This is a genomic window from Metabacillus rhizolycopersici, assembly GCF_020075705.1.
The window spans coordinates 1-21,059 of record NZ_JAIQUM010000078.1; the positions used below are offsets into that span (position 1 = coordinate 1).

The following is a 21,059-nucleotide window of genomic DNA, read 5'->3' on the forward strand; positions in this document are numbered from 1 at the left end:
ATAATACAAAAAGTGTGGTTTTTGGTGGCAAAAAACTGTTCAAAGGACAGCACACCTTACATCATTATCGAAATAACCATAAACTGTGGGTAGAGGATTGGGAACAATCTCGTTACAGTAAAATGACCATTAGTGGTCGTAAGGACGCCAAATATGGAAATTTTGTCTTTACGTATATATTAAAAACAAAAAATCTCCATTCAACCACTCTAAACGGTGTGGCAGTTGACATACCGGATATTTCCTTTCCTTATGGGCAAGAAAACATTGAAAAAGCGATTCAAACACAAGCAAACATGCCAGCTTATTTGAAAAAGAAACATGGAAATGCAGTGGCTTGGTCTGTTGAGGATCACGGTGATTACTACATTTTCAAATGCATCTTGGATATTCCTGAAGAGGAAAACATAAACCACAGTAAATCTGATGGTGTAGTTGGTGTGGATTTGAATGTGGACCACATCGCATGGTCCAACATGAATGTGAAGGGTCAACTGATTAAATCGGGTGTATTTGAGTTCGATTTAGAGGGGAAATCATCGGGTCAAGCAACAAAAATAATTGAAGCAGAAGCGATACGATTAGTAGATTTAGCTGATAAACTCAATAAACCGATTGTGATTGAAAAGTTAAACACAACGAAATCGAAAGTATTGAATGCATATGGGAACAAAAAGGCGAATAAGAAAATGTCCATGTTTGCTTATCGTAAGCTTATTTCAGCAATCAAAAACCGTGCGGACAAAATGGGTGTGGCTGTATTCGAAGTAAATCCGGCTTACACAAGTCAAATCGGTAAAATCAAATACATGAAGCGACTTGGTATTAGTATTCACCAAGCAGCTTCTTATGTCATTGCGAGAAGAGCCATGGGATTCAAAGAAAAACTTCCACCAGTGTTGCATTCCCTACTACCGGAGAAGATAGCAGGTCTACATCATTGGGCGCAATGGAAGTGGGTTTCAAGATGCCTATCTGACGTACATACCCATTGTTTGTATCAGATAGAACTTTCTATTCCAAGCAAGCATTACTCCATGAGTGATCTTTTTCCTCCAAGGGCTCTTCCAGACTTGGTGGAAAAAGGTTTGTCGAAGAAAGAAAGTAGAAAACCCATTGCCTAGTTGAACGGGCAATGGTCTACTAAGTTACTTAGTATGTCCTTTTAGGAATCCCCTTCCTCAAAAATTAGGTACGGTAGTTCAATAGGTGTACGGAGATTAACATCAAAAATGAAATCCCAATCATACATGCTACCCATAACCAAGCCATTTGCATATTGCCTGAGTCAATGGCGATATAGATAGCTGTTGATGTTGTTTGTGTTTTTCCAGGGATGTTCCCAGCAAACATCAATGTCGCTCCAAATTCACCTAAGGCTCTGGCAAAACTCAAAATTCCACCGGAAATAATTGATTTAATCGCGAGGGGAATGGAAATAAAAATAAATAATTTGAATGCATTTGCTCCATCAACACGCGCTGCATCCTCAATATCATGATCAATGCTTTCAAATCCCGTCTTAGCAGATTGATACATCAGTGGAAAGGCTACAACAATTGCAGCAATCACAGCTGCCCACCATGTAAACATAATAGGTTGCTTAAATATCGATTCGATCGCTTGTCCAACTAGACTATTCCTTCCAAAAATGACAATCAACAAAAAGCCTACAACAGAAGGAGGTAATACTAGAGGCAAAAGGAAAAACGTTTCAACGATGGCTTTCCCTTTGAATTTCGTATGTGCCATAAATTTTCCCAATACTAAACCAAGAACGAAAACGAGTATGCTCGATACAAATGCTATCTCAATCGATAGTCTGACTGGTGACCAAAAGTCTTGTGGCATTGTATTTAAATACCTTTAAATCCGTATTTTTCTAAAGTATCCAAAGACGTATCATTTTGAAGATACTCATAGAAGAGTTCGGCTTCGTCTTTATGGGAGCTATTCTTAATAACTCCCACTGGACAAATAATAGGTGCATGAGTCGATTCATCGGCTGTTGCGATAACCTCAACCTTTGGAGAAATTAGCGCATCCGTTTTATAAACAATACCTGCGTCAACATTGCCTGTTTCAACATATGTAAGCACTTGGCGAACATCCTTAGCATAAACCATTTTTCCTTCAACAGCACTCCAGACCTGTAGGTTTTCTAATGTTTCCTGTGCATATTTTCCAGCTGGGACAGTTTCAGGTGTACCAATGGAAATTTTCTCAGCTTTTGTGAGATCCTCGAATGTGCTGATTTCTTGAGTTGAATCTTTTGGAACGACCAACACAATTTCATTTTCGACAAGATCTATGCCTTGATCCTCTTCAATTAAACCTTCTTCTACTAATAAATCGAATTTGTCCTCAGCAGCTGAGAAGAAGAGATCAACAGGTGCTCCTTGAGAAATTTGTTGTTGAAGTGATCCTGAAGCGCCAAAATTATAGTTGATTTTCACATTAGGATGTTCTTCCTCAAATGTTGCTGTTATGTCATTTAAGGCATCTTGTAAGCTTGCGGCGGCTGAAATCGTTAATTCTACCTCCTGATTTGTTTCTTCTTGTTTTTGTTCTTCTGGCTCATTACTTTGTTCATTTGTCGAACAGCCAGCTAAGATAAGGAATGATAGTATAATCGAGCAAAATAAGAGATTACATTTTTTCATCGTCCTTCTTCCTTTCTAACTAATTATAATTAAATATAACTAATTATAATTAGTTATATTTAAAAAGGGAATACAAAATAATTATTTTTGTAATGAAGCTCCTTATTCAAAGAAAGTGAGAGCAGAAAAACTTCCAGCAGCAGGGGTTTTGTTGCCCGTTAAACTACGCTAAAATGAAGGATGGAGGGATGCGAAAATGTCAAAGGAGCTTTCCTATACAATTGAAGAAGTGGCACAACTTCTAAAGGTATCGAAATTAACGATATATGATCTTGTAAAAAAAGGGGAATTACCTGTATTCCGTGTTGGAAGGCAGATGAGAATGGACGCAAAAGACTTGGACAAGTATATAAAAAATCATAAAACAACGACTTCACAGGTCCCGATTGCTGAACTTCACAGGCCCCAAACGAAGAATTCCCCCAATCTTGTCATTAGTGGACAAGATATAGTATTAGATATACTTGGAAAATATATTGAGAAATATTCTACTTATAAAACATTACGATCTTATACAGGAAGTTTAAATAGCCTCATTTCGATGTATAACGGAGAATGTGATATCGTTAGCTTGCATTTGTTTGACGGGGATACAGGCGAGTATAATCTTCCGTATATAAAAAAAATTCTGGTGGGTCATTCGTATCTCTTACTTAATCTTCTTTCAAGGAAAGCGGGTTTTTATGTTCAAAAGGGAAATCCACTTAACATCCAAACTTGGACTGATTTGAATCAAGAACATGTAAAAATGATCAATCGAGAGAAAGGATCGGGGGCACGAATCCTGCTTGATGAGCAGCTGAGAATGAATCATCTACAGCCTAAGAACATAAGGGGCTATGAACAGGAAGAAACTAGTCACTTAAGTGTAGCCTCGAGTGTTTCGACTGGGGGAGCAGACGTAGGTGTAGGAATTGAAAAAGCGGCTAAAATAGTTGGGATAGATTTTATTCCACTCATAACAGAACGATACGATCTCATTATACTTAAAACACCTGAAAATGAAAAACTCATCAGTACTGTAAAGGAAATATTATCTTCTCATCCGTTTCAGTCAGAAATAAATTCTTTAGGGGACTATGATTATTCGCAAACTGGATCAATCATTTATGAGACATAAAAAAGAAGGCACACCTGGATATCAGGATGCCTTCCTTTTTTTATGTCTTTTAAATAATCGAGATAGCTGAAAATTTGAATTCACTTTGATGATAAAAAGTTGTTACGTAAACGAAATAATAATCATTAACGCAAATAAAATTGTTAAGTGAAATAGAGAAGAGGCAAACATCAAATTAGCCCATTTTAAATCATCAAACTTTTTGAAACCAATAATACCAAGTAACATCCACAATAAGCTTAGTCCGAACATACTAAAGGCAATCGTTTTACTGAAAGGGAAAAAGAGAAAAGAAGCAAATAGTAAAATGACTAGATACACTAACGTTTGCACTTTTGTACGGAAAATTCCTTTTACGACAGGAAGCATTGGTACTTTAGCTGCCTTGTACTCGTCTAAGCGTCTAATAGCAATTGCATAGAAGTGAGGTGGCTGCCATAAAAACAAGAAAACGAATAGCCCAATTGCAACAGGGTGGAAGATATCTGAAGAAATCGTAGCCCATCCAATAATTGGTGGCATGGCGCCTGAGATGCTTCCTACTTCAGTATTGTATATAGTCGAGCGTTTTGTAAACATTGTATAAGCAAATACATAAAAGGCAAAACCTAAAAAGCCCATAAAAGCTGCCATTAATGAAACAGATAATAGTAGCCCTAATCCAATAGCGACAAGTACGATGCCTAGCCATAAAGCAAATTTAGGATTAATTGTTCCATCAACGGTAGGTCGACTTTGGGTTCTTTTCATGATGGAATCAATATCTCGATCGTAATAGTTATTGATTGCCCCTGACCCACCGACGACAAAAGCTGTCCCGATTAGGGATATAAGAATGATCGGTAGTTTTTCGACAAATCCGATATCGTAAACATATAGGGCTAGGCAAAGGCCTGCTAACATCCCCAAACTGTTTGATTTGATAATGCCGGTTTTTATAATTAATTTTATTACTTTCCAGGAATAATTTTCTTTCATTGAAATTGAATCCTTTAACATCATTTCGGTGTTTTTCACAACCATTCTCCTCTTTCATTTCTATTGAGAAAATAAGTTATTCCTGCTAATTAACTGCAGGAATAACAAGTGTAACATATCTGTTTTTATATACTATCAGAATTTATATGTTTTGTACTTTGTTTTGGTGTCTAGCGCAAGCGTCCTAGCCCCTCTTGGGTCTAAGCCAATCAGGAATTGAAGGTAAAAAACACCTTCTATTCCTGATCGTCTTATTTGCTCAAGGCTGATCAAGGCGCTTTCGCTTTTCTTAGTAATTAGTGTCACCTTTACTGCGCGAGCTTAAAATCATTAAATAACTTAGTACGCCGAAAATCAACGTAATGAAGATAGAATGCATAAGAGCAAAAGCCAAGCTCAAGCCGGAAAATACACTCAGTATGCCACTTGTAATTTGCAGGAGTAATAAGACAACTAAGCTAATCATACTATACTTAATTACTCGATAATTCCAGTAATGCTTATATGCGAAATAAGCAGTCGAACAAATCCAAATAAATAGGATTAACGCTAGTGTACGATGTCCGTATTGGACGATTTGTTGGATCGATTGTGGCGTAATCAAACTTCCATCGTTAAAAGGTACTACTGGAAGGGCAAGACCTGCTCCTTCATGTCTGACAAGTGCACCTGAATAAATGACAAAATAAGTATAAGCTGATAACCAGTAGATATTTACCTTCATTTTCTTCTTAATAACCAATTCCCGTGCATCAAATTTATTATCAAATTCAAAAACTAATAATGCTAGTAATAAAACTGATGCAAATGAAATCATTGAAATTCCAAAGTGTAGCGCCATAATATATGGGTTTTGGCCCCACATAACAGCAGCTGCCCCCATTAAAGCCTGAATAATGAGAAACAGCACAGAAATAATGGCCAGCGGTTTTGTTTCTCTTTTCTTAATATAAATAGAAGACATAATGGCCAGTGCAATAACAAAGATTGAACCTATCATTGTTGTAGCTCTATGGGAGAATTCTATTAGCTTTTCTGGTGTAACATCTGAAAGCTGAACAAGTTCCCCCTCGCAAAGAGGCCATGATCTTCCACATCCATCCGCCGACCCAGTTTTCGTTACCAATGCCCCTCCAAGTACGACAAAGGCCATTGAAATAACGGCTAAAACGGCTAATAATTTCATATATTTTTTCAAAACAAGACCTCTCCTTGACGTTAAAGATATTTTATCTACCTCTCTTTTACTTACTCTATTATGATGGAAAGCAAAAGGAATGCCATCAAATTGAAACAAAATACACATTATTGTCAAAAAGCTATTGCAATTTCAAAACATTTTTAGAAAAACTTACTTTTACGGTAGTGTCACAAGAGATGACGATTAGATGTAGTTTGTAGTCCTAAATATATCTTTACATAAATCGTTAAGCAACTTTTTTAGTGTATTTAAGTAGGTAGATAACGAATAAGTAACACAGAGGTAAGATGCCTATTAGGCACGACTTCCATCTGTGGGTATTATATCGCGGTCTGTTACTCTACGACAATTAAGTTAACTAGAAAGTAATATAGTACCGCTGGAATGAAGAAGTCCAGGGACAAATATTGAGAAATCAAGAGAAGATAAAAATAGTATATCAAAATAAAAAAACCAAAAAGCTTGGTAATTATATCAATATTGATAATTCTTTGCCAAAATTGTTACCAAAGTGTGAAGAATGTTAGACAAATTTTTGAAAGTTAGTGAAAAATGTCATTTTTAGTATTTTGTTTTTTTTATATTTTGATAGTATGTGTAGGTGAATGTAATTTGTTTTACCTTAAGAAATCTATAATTCATAAATGCGTTGTTTAGAAAGGAGAGTGACAAAGGTGTTCAAAAAGGCTAAACCTTATTTAATTTTTGTTACTTCAGTACTATTTTTATTTGTACTAAGTGGCTGTAGTGAATACGCAATATTTGATCCAAAAGGACCGAATGCTGCTACACTAAAAGATCTTATTATGTATTCAATTTACTTTATGCTATTTATCATGATAGCTGTTTACGTATTATTTACCTTTGTTATTGTAAAGTATCGTGATCGTAAAAATTTCAATGAAAAAGATTACGATCCAAGTATTCATGGTAGTACGAAGCTGGAAATTATTTGGACAATCATTCCAGTTATTATCATTATTGCTTTATCAATTCCAACAGTGCAGGCATTATATGATCTGACAAAACCACCAGCTGAAACGGCACATAAAGAGCCGATCGTGATCCATGCGACATCTGCTGACTGGAAGTGGATTTTCAGTTATCCAGAGGAAGGAATCGAAACGGTCAATTATGTAAATGTTCCAGAAGATCACCCGATTCTTTTCAAAATTACATCAGCTGATTCAATGAGTTCATTCTGGGTTCCACAGATTGGCGGACAAGTATATGGAATGCCAGGAATGGTAAATGATTTATATTTACAGGCTGATGAAACTGGAGTATATGACGGTATGAACTCTAACTTTACGGGTCAGGGAATGTCACATCAAAAGTTTAATTTTGTGGCGTTGAATGAAGAAGAGTATCAAGCATGGGTAAAAGAAACACAAGAAAATGCTGAAGAATTAACAGAAGAGGCATATGAAAAATTATTGTTGCCTGACAATGTTGGGGAAATGACATTTTCAAATACTCACTTAGAATTTGTAGACCATGGAGTTGACTCGGGAGTATATGCAATGAACGTTCGCGAAAAATACGGAGTTGAAATAAAACCTCATGGCAGCCATGGTAAGGATGAGGAAAGTGAAAATGCTCAAGAACAGGAAGTACAAACAGATGAAGAGTCAGATTCGCATCAACATTCACATCAAGACCACTAAGAAGGGAGGAACATTGAATGTTTGATTTTATTAAAGATAATTTAATTTTAAATGATCCAATGCTTCTTGGAGCAAACATTTCTATTTTGTTATCTGTAATTGGAATTGTGTTTATTCTTACGTATTTCAAAAAATGGAAATGGCTTTGGACAGAGTGGTTAACATCAGTCGACCATAAAAAAATCGGAATTATGTATATACTTGCAGCCATCGTCATGCTATTCCGTGGTGGTGTGGATGCATTATTAATGAGAGCACAGCTAACAGTGCCAAATAATGAGTTTTTAACATCTCAACATTATAATGAAATCTTTACAACACACGGTACGATCATGATTATTTTCATGGCTATGCCGTTTATCATGGGATTAATGAACATTGCTGTTCCGCTGCAAATAGGAGCAAGGGACGTAGCATTTCCATATTTAAATTCATTAAGCTTCTGGGCATTTTTCTTTGGAGCGATTTTATTTAATATCTCCTTTGTATTTGGTGGATCACCAGATGCAGGTTGGACGAACTATGCGCCATTAGCAGTCGAAGGAAGTCCTGGACCAGGGATAAATTATTATTTACTCGGTCTACAGATTTCAGGGATTGGTACCCTTTTAACAGGGATTAACTTTATCGTAACAATTATTAAAATGCGTGCACCAGGTATGACATTAATGCGTATGCCGATGTTTACTTGGACATCATTAATTACAGCTTTTATTATCGTTTTTGCTTTCCCTGTATTAACGATCACATTAGCGTTAATGACATTTGACCGTTTATTCGGAACACATTTCTTTACATTAGCAGACGGTGGAATGCCAATGCTATGGGCGAACTTGTTCTGGATTTGGGGACATCCTGAAGTATATATTGTTATCTTGCCGGCGTTTGGTATTTTCTCTGAAATCTTCTCAACGTTTGCAAAAAAACAATTATTTGGTTATAAATCAATGGTCATTTCGATTGTAACAATTTCTTTATTAAGTTTCTTAGTGTGGGTTCACCACTTCTTCACAATGGGTGGAAGTGCAGCAGTGAACTCTGTATTCTCAATTACGACAATGGCAATTGCGATACCAACAGGTATAAAAATCTTTAACTGGTTACTAACACTGCATAAAGGTCGTATTGAATTTACGGTCCCAATGCTTTGGTCTGTTGGATTTATTCCTACATTCCTAATTGGTGGGGTTACAGGGGTTATGCTTGGAATGGCAGCAGCAGATTTCCAATATCATAACAGTTACTTCCTTGTTGCTCACTTCCACTATACATTGATTTGTGGTACTGTTTATGCTTGTTTTGCAGGACTTGTTTACTGGTATCCAAAAATGTTTGGTCATAAATTAAATGAGCGTTTAGGAAAATGGACGTTCTGGTTCTTCAATATTGGATTTAATGTTTGTTTCTTACCACAGTTCTTACTAGGTTTCGATGGAATGCCAAGACGTATTTACACGTATGGTCCAGAAACTGGATGGACTGGATTAAATGTTATTTCTACGATCGGTGGAGTAGGTATGGGTATTGCCTTTATGATCCTAGTTTATAACGTTTACTACAGCTTCCGTTATGCTAAAAGAGAAACAACAGGAGATGCATGGGGATGTGGTCGTACACTTGAATGGGCAACAACAACTTCAATTGCTCCATTCTACAACTTTGCAGTCACTCCTGAAGTAAAAGGTCTTGATGCATTCTGGCTAATGAAAGAAGAACGCAAAAACGGTAAGGAAGAAAAGCCAGTATACAAACCAATTCATATGCCTAGTAATGCAGGAACACCGTTTGTTATTTCTTTCTTCTTCTTCGTTGCGGGATTTGCATTAGTATTTAAAATCTGGTGGTTAGCAATTATTGGCGGAATCTGTGTACTAGGATGTTTGGCATATCGTTCACTTCGCTCACATAAAGAGGATGAAGGTTACTATGTCAGCGTAGAAGAAATCATTAAAACGGAACAAAAGGAGGCGTGAGTTATGGCACATGACACAACAAATCTAAGTCCAGACACGCCCTTGGAATATCAATCTACTATTGGAAGATTGAACATTTTCGGATTCTGGGTTTTCTTAGGTGCAGAAATCATTCTGTTTTCAACAATATTTGCAACGTTCTTTGTATTAAATGGTCACGCAGGTAACATGGGTGGCATGGAGCACATGAGTCACGCTGGACATGGGGCTCCTATGCCTAAAGAGCTTTTTGAATTAGGCAACACATTAGTCATGACAATTGTCTTATTAGTAAGTAGTTTCACATGTGGTTTAGCTATTCATGAAATGAGAAAACGCAATGTAAAAGCTATGAACATCTGGTTGGTCATTACATTATTGCTTGGCTTAACATTCCTTTACTTGGAAATTGCCGAGTTCATCCATCTTGTACATGAAGGTGCAACACTTGGTACAAATGGATACTGGTCTAGTTTCTATTTCTTAACTGGAACACATGGACTTCACGTATCTCTAGGTATCGGTTGGATGATTTTAATTATTCTTCAAGTTATTAAAAGAGGGTTAACGCCAGAAACAGCGAAAAAAGTGTTCATTGTCAGCTTATATTGGCACTTTTTAGATTTTGTCTGGATCTTCGTTTACACTGGTGTTTACCTATTAGGGATGGTGTGATAAATGGCAAATAACACAAATAAGAATCATCACTTCCCATGGGGACATATCGTTGGCTTAATCTTTTCAATCGCGTTAACATTTTTAGCAGCTGGATTAGCGTTATACACTGATTTAGCGTTACAAACGATCGTTATCCTGATCTTTATTCTTGCCTTTTTACAAGCAGCAATCCAATTAATTATGTTCATGCATATTAAAGAAGGAGAAGGCGGCTGGCAGGTTCTTAAGATGGGTTCTGCAGGATTTATGGCGCTTGTTATTGTTTACGGCTCTTATTGGGTCATGACAAATATGCACTAAAAGAAATCATTTTTGAATGTAACCCGAATCTTGAACGCTGTAAAAGTGTTCGAGATTCGGGTTTTTTATATTGCCTAAAAAGGCCACTTTATAATAGGCAAGATGGTAAAATAGAAGAAGAGACAATTCTGCTCGTTCGAATGGAATGGAGAAAAATGAGAAATGAAGGATGTGGCATGATGAATCGTATGAAAATTGTCATTCCGACTATGCTAGTTGTTGGAATTCTCGCATTGTGGATACTAGAAAAGGACCATTCTGAGGTACCGCTTCAATATCGCATACCAATTGCTTTATTAGGTGCACTCATATCAGGTGTGCTCACTTATTTTCTTTTTAAAAACGATGCAGATGGTGTAGATAAGAAATCGGATAAATGATAGATTTTCTTTTTAGATTATAAAGGGCCTCGACATTGAAGTACAAAGAGAAAAATGTCATGTAAATAAAAACAATTTGAGGTGATGAAGAGCTTGGAAACATGAATTCCAAGCTCTTCGTCATTTACTTAACTAAATGTGATTAAGATTCATTTTCGAATTTTATCTTAAACTAACACAAGATATAGAGGAATAACTAAGTACTTTCTTGAAATAAACTTAGTTATTGATGCAAACAATGTAGATAGTTGTGATAGACATAAAACGTTTTTCTCTATTCATGCCTTACTGAAAATACTTAATTTTAATAAGAGAGGTATAAAACATGAAAAAAGTTTGGTGGAAGGAAGCTGTGGTATACCAGGTATATCCACGAAGTTTTATGGATTCAAATGGTGATGGCATTGGTGATCTGCAAGGAATGATTTCAAAACTGGATTATCTAAAGGGCTTAGGGATTGATGTGATTTGGATTTGTCCGATGTATAAATCACCAAATGATGATAATGGTTATGATATTAGTGATTATCAGGATATTATGGATGACTTTGGAACGATGGCTGATTTTGATCAGCTATTAGAGGAAGTGCATTACCGTGGGATGAGGTTAATCATTGACTTGGTTATTAATCATACTAGTGATGAGCACGCTTGGTTTATTGAATCACGTTCCTCTAAAACGAATCCGAAACGTGATTGGTATATCTGGCGTGACGGCAAAGATGGAGAAGAACCGAATAATTGGGAAAGCATCTTTAGTGGGTCTGCTTGGCAATTTGATAAAAAAACCGAGCAATATTATTTGCATCTTTTTTCGACAAAACAACCTGATTTAAACTGGGAAAACCGAGAAGTTCGTAAATCCTTATATGACATGATTAATTGGTGGTTAGATAAAGGAATTGATGGATTCCGTGTCGATGCCATAAGTCATATAAAAAAAGAGGATGGTTTGAAGGATATGCCAAATGTTAAGGGGCAGAAATATGTTTCTTCATTTGAAAAACATATGAATGTTGAAGGCATTCATAAATATCTAGAAGAGCTAAAAGAGGAGACCTTTTCAAAATACGATATTATGACAGTCGGTGAAGCAAATGGTGTAAAAGCGGATGATACAAAGGATGTAGAGCGTTGGGTTAGTGAAAAAAATGGGAAATTCAATATGGTGTTTCAATTCGAACATCTTGCACTTTGGGATGCAGAAGGAAAGAAAGAATTAGATATTGTGGAATTGAAAAGAGTGCTTACGAAGTGGCAAAAAAGCCTTGAAAATAAAGGCTGGAATGCATTATTTATCGAAAACCATGATCAAGTACGCGTTGTGTCGTCATGGGGAGATGATCAGCGCTATTGGTTTGAAAGTGCAACAGCATTAGCCGCGATGTATTTTCTTATGCAAGGAACTCCGTTTATATATCAAGGGCAAGAAATAGGGATGACGAATGTTACGTTCGATTCAATCGAGGCATACAACGATGTACGGACGAAAAACGAATATCATTACAAATCCGAAGAAGGCGTACCACATGACGAAATCATGGATGTGATTTGGGCTTCAAGTCGTGATAACTCTAGAACGCCTATGCAATGGTCACAAGCGCCAAATGCGGGATTTACAACGGGAACGCCATGGCTTGGTGTGAATGAAAATTTTAAAGTAATAAATGTAGAAAAGCAACAACAGGATGAAGGGTCCGTACTTAATTTTTACAAAAAAATGATTCGGCTAAAGAAGAACAACGAAGTTTTCACTTACGGAACTTATGATCTTATACTTGCTGATCATCCGCAAATTTATGCCTATACACGCATGTTAAACAATGACAAGGTTGTTGTGATGTCTAATTTATCAGATAAGATGGCAATGTGGGATGATGACTTAGATATTTTGACTCGACCTGCGGAATTATTGCTAGCCAATTATGATCATGAGGGATATGATTTGAAAAGTGCGTTAACATTAAAACCGTTTGAGACGAGAGTGTATCGACTTCGAGATTAGCTGACGATTGTGAGAATGAATAGTGTTAAGAGGTTCTAACCACACAACACCATTTTTAAAACGGTAACCAATTTAAAAATTCTAGAATATATAATCATTCAAACGATTATATATTCTAGAATCGATATCTATTTTACAGACTATACTAGTGATTCCTCAATTGGACGCATTATCCGTTATGAATCTCTTAGATTTTTTCATCCCAATGCTGTTTGATAAAGTTATCTCTACCTGCTCGGTCTTGCTTATAGTATTCAGGATCCTTTTTGTAGTAATCTTGATGATAATCCTCTGCTGGATAAAATGGTTTTGCCTCTAAAATTGATGTAACGATTGGTTTTGAAAATCTTCCACTTGCTTCTAGCTCATGTTTGGGTTTTTCTGCTAGTATTTTCTGATTTTCTGAATGATAAAAGATAGCTGTTTTATATGATTCTCCACGATCATGAAATTGTCCGCCACTATTAGTAGGATCAAAATTTGCTGCTAAAATAATTCTAATAGTTTTTCATATGGAAAGATGTCTGGTTGGAACGTAATTTGAACTACTTCAACATGTCCAGTTCCACCTGCACAAACTTCCTCATATGTTGGGTTGTCCTTATGGCCAGCTGTATACCCAGATATTACACTTTCAATTCCAGGTAACTGAACCATAAACCAAAAACATCCACCTGCAAAGGTTGCTAGCTCTAGATTGTCTTTACTTACTTTAAATTCCCCTAACATTAAAAAATTTCTTAATTATATAGGCTAAGTATACAACGAGCAAGGGAAATCCTTTTATGTACAAAATACACGGACTATTGTCATTAAAGGTATGTAAGGGTTAATGCACTAAATCAATTTTTCGTAAATCTATTAATTTTTATCGTTAATGGACCAATAAAATTCTTGTACTGTGGATAAGCGCTCGGCATCCAGCTCCAGCGCCTAGCCCCTCGGGGTCATATGCGCGTCCTTATGCCTGTCGGGGCTGATCAAGGCGCTTCCGCTTTCGTTATTAGATCCTCACAGTACTCCCGGATTAGTTTAGAGGCTTTCGTTTGACTAATGCCGAGGTCAATCGAGACTTTCCTTGATGATTTATATGTTTGGTAGGATCTTCTGATTAAGAATCTCTTCGTTTCATCAACCGCTTTATCTAGTGAAGAGGGAAGCGCAAGTTGGGCAACTTGTTCTACATTGGCAGTGATCATATCTGGTAAGTCGGCTACCTGGATGACAGAATCGCTAATTACAACTAATCTTTCAATCAAATTTTCGAGCTGGCGCACATTACCAGGCCATGAATAATGGATTAATATGTTTAAGCATTCCTCTGAGATGACTTTGTTTTCAGAGTATTTGTTATTGAATTTATATAAAAAATTATACGTGAGTGGAATGATATCTTCTTTGCGTTCCCGTAGCGGTGGAAGGTGGATATCAATTACATTCAACCTGTAAAATAAATCTTCTCTGAATCTTTTTTCATTGACCATATTAAGTAAATTCTGATTTGTAGCTGCGATGATGCGGATGTCAACTTTTTTTGTTTCATTACTGCCAATGGGAATGAACTGTTTGTCTTGGATTACTTGTAAAAGCTTCGCCTGCAAAGTGAGCGGCATTTCCCCAATTTCATCAAGAAAAACAGTGCCGCCCTCCGCTGCCTCGATTAAGCCAGGCTTTCCGGTATTATTCGCTCCAGTAAATGCGCCTTTTGAATAACCGAATAATTCCGATTCAAGCAGATCTTCAGGAATGGCTGCACAGTTAATTGTAAGAAATGGACGGTTGCTTCGCTTACTTATTCGGTGGATAAAGTGAGAGAACACACCTTTACCTGTTCCAGACTCTCCTTGGATGAGTACCGTGGAATCAGTAGGTGCTACTTTTTCGCAAAAATTTAGGATTTTTTTGATTTTGCCGCTATTAGTTATAGGTCGGCCTGTTTTATCCATTTGAGTGGATTTTAACTCGTCGCTTTTAGTATTCGCTTTAACCATTTTATATGTCTGTGTTTCAGTCGATGTGATAACAACGAGTTCAATTTTCCCTTCGTCATTTAAAATTGGAATCGCTGAGGTCAGCAGCTCAGCACCAATATATGTCTTCTGCTTCATGTAGCAAGGCCTTTTGCTACGATATACTTCTGGAACAATAGATGGATTCCAGTAACCTTTTTCGAATAATTCGAGGTTGTACTTGCCGATAACCTCAGTTGGCTTCAGTCCGTAATGACGCTCACATACTCGATTAACGTAAAGAATGCGCTGTTCACCGTCGAGGACAAAAATTTCATCTGAGGAATGATCAAGAATTTTTAAAAGGGTTTGTAATGTCATCTCAACATTGTAAGTATCATCAGGACTTTTCATAGAATGATCCTCTCTTTCAAATAAGTAATGAGTTAATTTTGAGTAATCTTCTATCAAATTGAGTCAATTATAACTCAGTTTGACAGCGTTTTCAATTTAAAAGTTATAATATTCTGTGTATTTTAATTATGATTAGAAATATTTAGGGAACGATGACATTTTCATCAGTTGGATAAGTGCTTCGGTATTCAGTACTAGCGCGACTCCTTCCTGATACTCAGCCACGACGGTATGGAAGGTAAAGAATACTTTCTAATTATAATCGTCTTACTGAAAAAAGGCTGATCAAGGCGCTTGCGCTTTAGTTGTTGGCATGGGAATTGCAAGTATATTAATTGTAAGGCTGTAAAGCAAGGAAGCTATCAATTGTTTCACGATTAGAAAAGATTGGTTGAATGCTAGAAATTATGAAGGTGATGGAGGCCTAAAATGGAAGAACAATACAAGGTTTTTGATATTACGATTATCGGGGGAGGTCCGGTTGGGTTGTTTACCGCTTTTTATGGGGGAATGCGACAGGCTTCGGTAAAAATAATAGAAAGTCTTCCTCAGCTCGGTGGACAATTGTCTGCCTTGTATCCAGAAAAATATATTTACGATATTGCTGGTTTCCCGAAAGTGCGAGCACAAGAGCTTGTTGATCAACTATTGGAGCAAATGAATCAGTTTGAAACGACAATTTGCCTTAAACAATCTGTAGAGAGCATCGTTCGCATAAGGGACGGGGTGTTCGCGATTACAACGAACAAAGAAACTCATTACGCAAAGGCTGTTATTATCACAGCCGGAAATGGAGCATTCCAACCACGTAAACTGAAAATGGATGGGGAAGAAAAGTTTGAAAACGTTAACCTTCATTATTTCGTAAAAGATTTAAATCAATTTACCGGAAAGAAAGTGGTCGTATTTGGTGGCGGCGATTCAGCAGTTGACTGGGCGCTTATGCTTGAACCAATAGCGGAAAAAGTGACACTCATCCACCGGAGAGAAAAATTCCGCGCTCATGAGCATAGCGTTGAACAATTGAAACGGTCAAAAGTGGAAGTCTTAACACCATATATGCCTACTCAATTAGTCGGTGATCAAAAAATAGATAAAGTGATTGTGACGGAAACAAAGAGCGGGGAACTGCTTGAAATTGAAGTTGATGATGTCCTTGTCAATTACGGTTTTGTTTCTATGCTTGGACCAATTAAAGACTGGGGCCTTGAAATCGAAAGTAATTCCATCGTAGTCAATTCTAGAATGGAAACGAATATTGAAGGCATCTACGCAGCGGGGGATATTTGTACGTACGAAGGAAAAGTGAAGCTGATTGCGAGTGGTTTTGGTGAAGCTCCGACAGCTGTAAGTAATGCCAAAGTATATATCGATCCGAGTGCAAATGTTCAGCCTCTACACAGCACAAGTATTATGGGAGAAAAAGAAAAAAGAGGCTCAGCAGTTTAAATTAAATAAAGGAGGGGAATCCACATGGCTAAATACACGATCGTTGATCAGGCTACATGCATCGCCTGCGGGGCATGTGGAGCAACAGCGCCAGAGATTTTTGATTATACTGACGAAGGATTTGCTTATGCAATCATTGATGACAACAAAGGCATGACTGCAGTGACTGACGAACTTATAGAAGATTTGGAAGATGCCTTAGAAGGTTGTCCAACAGATTCGATAAAAGTGGCTACTGAAGCTTTTAATTGTAAGTCCGTTCAAGCCGGATAATGTAATAGGTTGATAAACCCGTAGTATGAAGCGCTTTATTAACTGTTTTGACTTTTCGGAAAATTGCTAATAACATTGTATGATGAGGAGAATGAATTATGGCTTATAACAAAGTAGAAAATGCATCTAATCGAACATTTGAAAGAACATTGCCTTATGACAAATACACAGACCCGCAAGTACTAGAAAAAGAAATGGATCTTGTATTCTCTAAATCTTGGCAACTTGTGGGACATGTCAGCCAGTTGGAAAAAGTAGGTGCTTTCTTCACGACTGAAGTAGCTAATGAACCGATTATCGTGACTCGCGGCCAAGATGAAGTTATCCGCGCTTTTTATAACGTTTGTCCGCATCGTGCGACAAAGCTTGAAAAAAATGAGTCTGGTAAAAAGAAAATTTTGCAATGTAGCTACCATGGCTGGACATTCAAATTGGATGGGAAACTAAATAAAGCGCCGAACTTTAGAGGGGAAGATGCAGCCTGTGTACAAGATGCCTGTTTACGCTCAGTCCGCATGGAAATCTTGGAATCTTTAATCTTTGTAAACTTGGATGATCATGCAAAGCCACTTAGCGAATCTTATGGAGATTTCTTTGACCGCTTGAGTAAATATCCATTTTTAAGTGAATTAAAAAGAACAAACCAAAAAACACGGGTGATTAAAGCGAACTGGAAAGCATTTATTGATAATTATTTAGAGTGTGACCACTGTCATGTAGCACATCCAAGCTTCGTTGCAGCACTTGACATGGATGATTATCAAATCATTACATGTGAAAACTATTCTCTTCAAGGTTCAATCGTTAAACCGGATAAAAATTATGGGTCAGTCGATTTAAATCAAGCGGAAATGCAAGGTGGATCATTCTTCTGGTTATGGCCAAATTTAATGCTGACAATTTATCCGGGTCCTGGCAATATGGCGACGATACAAATGGTGCCGATTGACCATGAAACAACTTTAGCTGTTTATACGTATTATTTCCGTGATGACAATTTGACTCAGGAAGAAAAAGACTTAGTTACTTTTGCTGAACAAGTGCGTCAGGAAGATGTGGAACTTGTCGAGTTAGAACAAATCGGTTTCCGCTCCCGTGCATTTAATAAAGGAAGATATTCGTCTTCAGAAAAAGCAATTGTACAATTTCATGAAATGGTATTGGAGGCCCTCAATGAGTAAATTTTTGAATGAACTAAAATTGACAAAGCAGGACTTAATGATCAATGGTGAAAAAGTAGAAACAGATAATTATGCACCACTATACTCTCCTTATTCTGGGGAAGAAATCACCCAAATTGCGATGGCAGATAAAGCGCTAACATTACAGGCAGTTGATGCTGCCTACCACGCGCGTGGCGTAATGGCAAAAATGCCAGCCTATCAACGGGCGGAAATTTTGGAAAAAGTTGTCGTGCTATTAAAACTGAGAGCGGATGAAGCCGCAGAAATTATTTCTCGTGAATCAGCGAAGCCGATTGCGTTTGCGAAGGGGGAAGTAGCGAGAACAATTGAAACGTATAAGTTTTCGGCTGAAGAAGCAAAAAGAATTCACGGCGAAACGATTCCTTTTGATGCAGCTACTGGCGGTGTCGGGCGAATCGGATACACAGTAAGAGAGCCAATTGGGGTCATTGGAGCAATCACACCATTTAACTTCCCTATGAATCTTGTCGCCCATAAAGTCGGCCCGGCAATTGCGGCGGGTAATACAATTGTATTGAAGCCAGCCTCGCAAACACCATTGTCTGCTCTCTTTATTGCGGAACTTTTTGAAGAAGCTGGTCTTCCAGCAGGGGTATTGAATGTAGTAACAGGTCCAGGTGGCATCGTTGGAGACGCAATTGTGGAAGACGACCGTGTAAGAATGGTCACATTCACAGGTAGCCCGAGTGTCGGTATTGGCATTCGTAATAAAGCAGGTTTGAAAAAGACAACACTTGAACTCGGGTCAAATTCAGCCTTAATTATTGACAAAGACATTAACATCGATGAAATAATTGATCGCTGCATCATGGGTGCTTTCTCAAATCAAGGGCAAGTCTGTATTTCCCTGCAACGTGTGTACGCACATGAAGATGTGTATGGAGAATTTGTTGCAAAGTTCACTGAAGCTGCGAAGGGCTTGAAAATAGGTGATCCACTTGATCCAGACACGTATATTTCTGCTTTAATCTCTAAAGGGGAAGCTGAGCGTGTCTTGGGTTGGATTGAAGAAACGAAAGACAGTGATGCAACAATCACAGCAGGCGGTAAATTGCAAGGTGGTATTCTTGAGCCAACAATTATTACAGATGCGGATCATTCGTTAAAACTATCCTGTCAGGAAGCATTTGCACCGATTGTCGTTGTGAACAAAGTGAGATCTGTTGAAGAAGCGATCGAGCAAGTAAACGATTCCCGTTTCGGGTTACAGGCTGGGATTTACACAAACAATGTGAAAAACGCTTTGTATGCATCAAGAGAATTACACGTTGGAGGTGTCATGATTAATGACGTACCAACCTTCCGTGTCGACCAAATGCCATACGGCGGTGTGAAAGAAAGTGGGACAGGCCGCGAAGGAATTAAATACGCGATCGAAGAAATGACCGAACTGAAATTAGTCGTTTGGAACCAAAACTAATAAAAAGAGGAGATTATTATGAAACTATTTAAAATAGCGGTCATTGCAGGAGATGGTATTGGTCCTGAAGTCATTAATGAAGGTATTAAAGTATTAAATAAAGTGGCTGAGCTGGATTCGGACTTCAAATTTGACTTCACATATTTTCCATGGGGATGTGAGTTTTACTCTGAAAATGGAAAAATGATGGATGATGATGGAATTGAGCAACTGAAAGAATTTGACGCAATTTATTTGGGTGCAGTCGGGTTTCCTGGCGTTCCTGACCATGTCTCTCTGTGGGATTTGTTGCTGAAAATCCGTAAAAGCTTTGATCAGTACGTGAATATTCGACCTGTGACGCTGTTAAAAGGAGCTCACTTGCCACTTGTGGATGTAAAACGCGAGGACATTGACATGCTGTTCATCCGCGAAAATAGCGAAGGAGAATATTCGGGCGCAGGTGACTGGTTGTTTAAAGGGCAGGAACACGAAGTCGTTTTACAAAACGGTGTATTTTCCCGTAAAGGCACAGAACGAATCATCCGTTACGCGTTTGAAACGGCGAAAAAAGAAGGAAGATCGCTGACGAGCATATCAAAAGGAAACGCTCTCAATTACTCAATGGTTTTCTGGGATCAGGTATTTGAAGAAGTAAGTGCAGAATACCCTGAAGTTGAAACGGCTTCTTATCTCGTTGACGCAGCTGCAATGCTGATGATTAAAGATCCAAAACGCTTTGAAGTCGTTGTGACATCGAACTTGTTCGGCGATATTTTAACGGACTTGGGCGCAGCGATTGCTGGTGGAATTGGCCTCGCAGCTGGTGCGAATATTAATCCCGAAAGAGACTATCCGTCGATGTTTGAGCCGATTCACGGATCGGCACCTGATATTGCAGGTAAAGGAATTGGTAACCCACTCGCGTCAATTTGGTCGGCAAGCCAGATGCTCGACTTTTTCGGATATGAAGAACATGGAAAAGTTGTTCTTGAGGCGATCGAGCAGCTTCTGTTAGAAAACGAAGTGCTGACGCCGGATATGAATGGAACGGCTTCTACTTCTGAAGTAGGGGACCGAATAATAGACATGATCGCGTCGATTATTTCATCTAAAAATATACCAGTAAAGTAATGACTAAATCGGTGTCGTATAGAGAACCTTTTTGTATACGATACCGATAAATTTTATTGAAACTTCGTATTTTAGTATAGGCTGTTTTCTAAATGATTGTTGTTTTTTGATGGGGTAGAAGCCCGAATCAAGGGAAGAGAGTAAAAGCGGTCAACTTTATTGGAGTTACGTGCCCGTTATCTGAATTTTGGAGCCTGAGCGGTCAACTTTAATGGGTTTACGTGCCCGTTATCTGAATTTTGGAGCCTGAGCGGTCAACTTTAATGGGTTTACGTGCCCGTTATCTGAATTT

18 protein-coding genes and 1 pseudogene are annotated in these 21,059 nt (G+C 37.9%); 13 read left to right on the top strand and 6 right to left on the bottom strand.

What is annotated here, in order from left to right; genetic code table 11:
- Window positions 1-1,124, top strand: a 1,124-nt coding sequence (locus K9V48_RS22740) for an IS200/IS605 family accessory protein TnpB-related protein (protein ID WP_224141408.1), incomplete at its 5' end; no start/stop codon positions are given.
- Window positions 1,125-1,188: 64 nt separating this feature from the next.
- Here K9V48_RS22740 and modB read toward each other — a convergent pair.
- Together modB and modA are read right to left on the bottom strand one after the other, a co-directional pair.
- Entirely contained in the window at window positions 1,189-1,851 is a 663-nt protein-coding gene (gene modB, locus K9V48_RS22745) for a molybdate ABC transporter permease subunit (protein ID WP_224141409.1), read from the bottom strand.
- A 5-nt stretch (window positions 1,852-1,856) separates the two neighbouring features.
- Window positions 1,857-2,663, bottom strand: coding sequence for a molybdate ABC transporter substrate-binding protein (gene modA, locus K9V48_RS22750; RefSeq protein ID WP_224141410.1), 807 nt, complete (start codon window positions 2,661-2,663; stop codon window positions 1,857-1,859).
- Between the two features lie 196 nt (window positions 2,664-2,859).
- Here modA and K9V48_RS22755 point away from each other — a divergent pair, with 196 nt between their 5' ends.
- Window positions 2,860-3,783 (top strand): substrate-binding domain-containing protein, encoded by a 924-nt coding sequence (locus K9V48_RS22755; RefSeq protein WP_224141411.1) that lies wholly within the window; start codon window positions 2,860-2,862, stop codon window positions 3,781-3,783.
- 102 nt (window positions 3,784-3,885) lie between these two features.
- Here K9V48_RS22755 and cyoE read toward each other — a convergent pair whose 3' ends face one another.
- Together cyoE and K9V48_RS22765 are read right to left on the bottom strand one after the other, a co-directional pair.
- A complete protein-coding gene (gene cyoE / locus K9V48_RS22760) occupies window positions 3,886-4,800 on the bottom strand; it encodes a heme o synthase (RefSeq protein ID WP_224141412.1) in 915 nt (304 codons plus the stop codon).
- Window positions 4,801-5,050: 250 nt separating this feature from the next.
- Entirely contained in the window at window positions 5,051-5,959 is a 909-nt protein-coding gene (locus K9V48_RS22765) for a COX15/CtaA family protein (protein ID WP_224141413.1), read from the bottom strand.
- Window positions 5,960-6,636: 677 nt separating this feature from the next.
- Between K9V48_RS22765 and qoxA the strand changes: the two genes are divergently transcribed.
- The 6 genes from qoxA (at window position 6,637) to K9V48_RS22795 (ending at window position 12,944) form a co-directional block, all read left to right on the top strand.
- The gene (gene qoxA / locus K9V48_RS22770; protein ID WP_224141414.1) at window positions 6,637-7,629 is read left to right on the top strand and encodes a cytochrome aa3 quinol oxidase subunit II; all 993 of its coding nucleotides are present in this window, start codon (window positions 6,637-6,639) and stop codon (window positions 7,627-7,629) included.
- Between the two features lie 17 nt (window positions 7,630-7,646).
- Window positions 7,647-9,602, top strand: a complete 1,956-nt coding sequence (gene qoxB / locus K9V48_RS22775; RefSeq protein ID WP_224141415.1) for a cytochrome aa3 quinol oxidase subunit I — start codon at window positions 7,647-7,649, stop codon at window positions 9,600-9,602.
- Between the two features lie 3 nt (window positions 9,603-9,605).
- Window positions 9,606-10,256: a cytochrome aa3 quinol oxidase subunit III gene (gene qoxC, locus K9V48_RS22780; protein WP_224141416.1), complete on the top strand. Its 651-nt coding sequence runs from the start codon at window positions 9,606-9,608 to the stop codon at window positions 10,254-10,256.
- 3 nt (window positions 10,257-10,259) lie between these two features.
- Entirely contained in the window at window positions 10,260-10,559 is a 300-nt protein-coding gene (gene qoxD, locus K9V48_RS22785; protein WP_224141417.1) for a cytochrome aa3 quinol oxidase subunit IV, read from the top strand.
- Between the two features lie 179 nt (window positions 10,560-10,738).
- Entirely contained in the window at window positions 10,739-10,939 is a 201-nt protein-coding gene (locus K9V48_RS22790; RefSeq protein ID WP_224141418.1) for a hypothetical protein, read from the top strand.
- A gap of 325 nt (window positions 10,940-11,264) precedes the next feature.
- Window positions 11,265-12,944 carry a glycoside hydrolase family 13 protein gene (locus K9V48_RS22795; protein ID WP_224141419.1) on the top strand — a complete coding sequence of 560 codons (1,680 nt, stop codon included), beginning with the start codon at window positions 11,265-11,267 and terminating at the stop codon, window positions 12,942-12,944.
- 187 nt (window positions 12,945-13,131) lie between these two features.
- Here K9V48_RS22795 and msrA read toward each other — a convergent pair.
- Together msrA and K9V48_RS22805 are read right to left on the bottom strand one after the other, a co-directional pair.
- A pseudogene (msrA, locus tag K9V48_RS22800) lies at window positions 13,132-13,673 on the bottom strand (peptide-methionine (S)-S-oxide reductase MsrA).
- A gap of 251 nt (window positions 13,674-13,924) precedes the next feature.
- Window positions 13,925-15,307: a sigma-54 interaction domain-containing protein gene (locus K9V48_RS22805; RefSeq protein WP_224141420.1), complete on the bottom strand. Its 1,383-nt coding sequence runs from the start codon at window positions 15,305-15,307 to the stop codon at window positions 13,925-13,927.
- A gap of 429 nt (window positions 15,308-15,736) precedes the next feature.
- Between K9V48_RS22805 and K9V48_RS22810 the strand changes: the two genes are divergently transcribed.
- The 5 genes from K9V48_RS22810 to K9V48_RS22830 all read left to right on the top strand — a co-directional run bounded on the left by K9V48_RS22810 (window position 15,737) and on the right by K9V48_RS22830 (window position 20,767).
- On the top strand, window positions 15,737-16,756 hold the full coding sequence (locus K9V48_RS22810; RefSeq protein WP_224141421.1) for an NAD(P)/FAD-dependent oxidoreductase: 1,020 nt from the start codon (window positions 15,737-15,739) through the stop codon (window positions 16,754-16,756).
- 24 nt (window positions 16,757-16,780) lie between these two features.
- Entirely contained in the window at window positions 16,781-17,029 is a 249-nt protein-coding gene (locus tag K9V48_RS22815) for a ferredoxin (protein ID WP_224141422.1), read from the top strand.
- Between the two features lie 98 nt (window positions 17,030-17,127).
- Window positions 17,128-18,210 carry an aromatic ring-hydroxylating oxygenase subunit alpha gene (locus tag K9V48_RS22820; RefSeq protein WP_224141423.1) on the top strand — a complete coding sequence of 361 codons (1,083 nt, stop codon included), beginning with the start codon at window positions 17,128-17,130 and terminating at the stop codon, window positions 18,208-18,210.
- Entirely contained in the window at window positions 18,203-19,654 is a 1,452-nt protein-coding gene (locus K9V48_RS22825) for an aldehyde dehydrogenase family protein (protein ID WP_224141424.1), read from the top strand. Before K9V48_RS22820 ends, K9V48_RS22825 begins: the two co-directional genes overlap by 8 nt.
- An 18-nt stretch (window positions 19,655-19,672) precedes the next feature.
- Complete coding sequence (locus K9V48_RS22830; RefSeq protein WP_263432924.1) at window positions 19,673-20,767, top strand: tartrate dehydrogenase; 1,095 nt, start codon at window positions 19,673-19,675, stop codon at window positions 20,765-20,767.
- Window positions 20,768-21,059 lie beyond the last annotated feature (292 nt).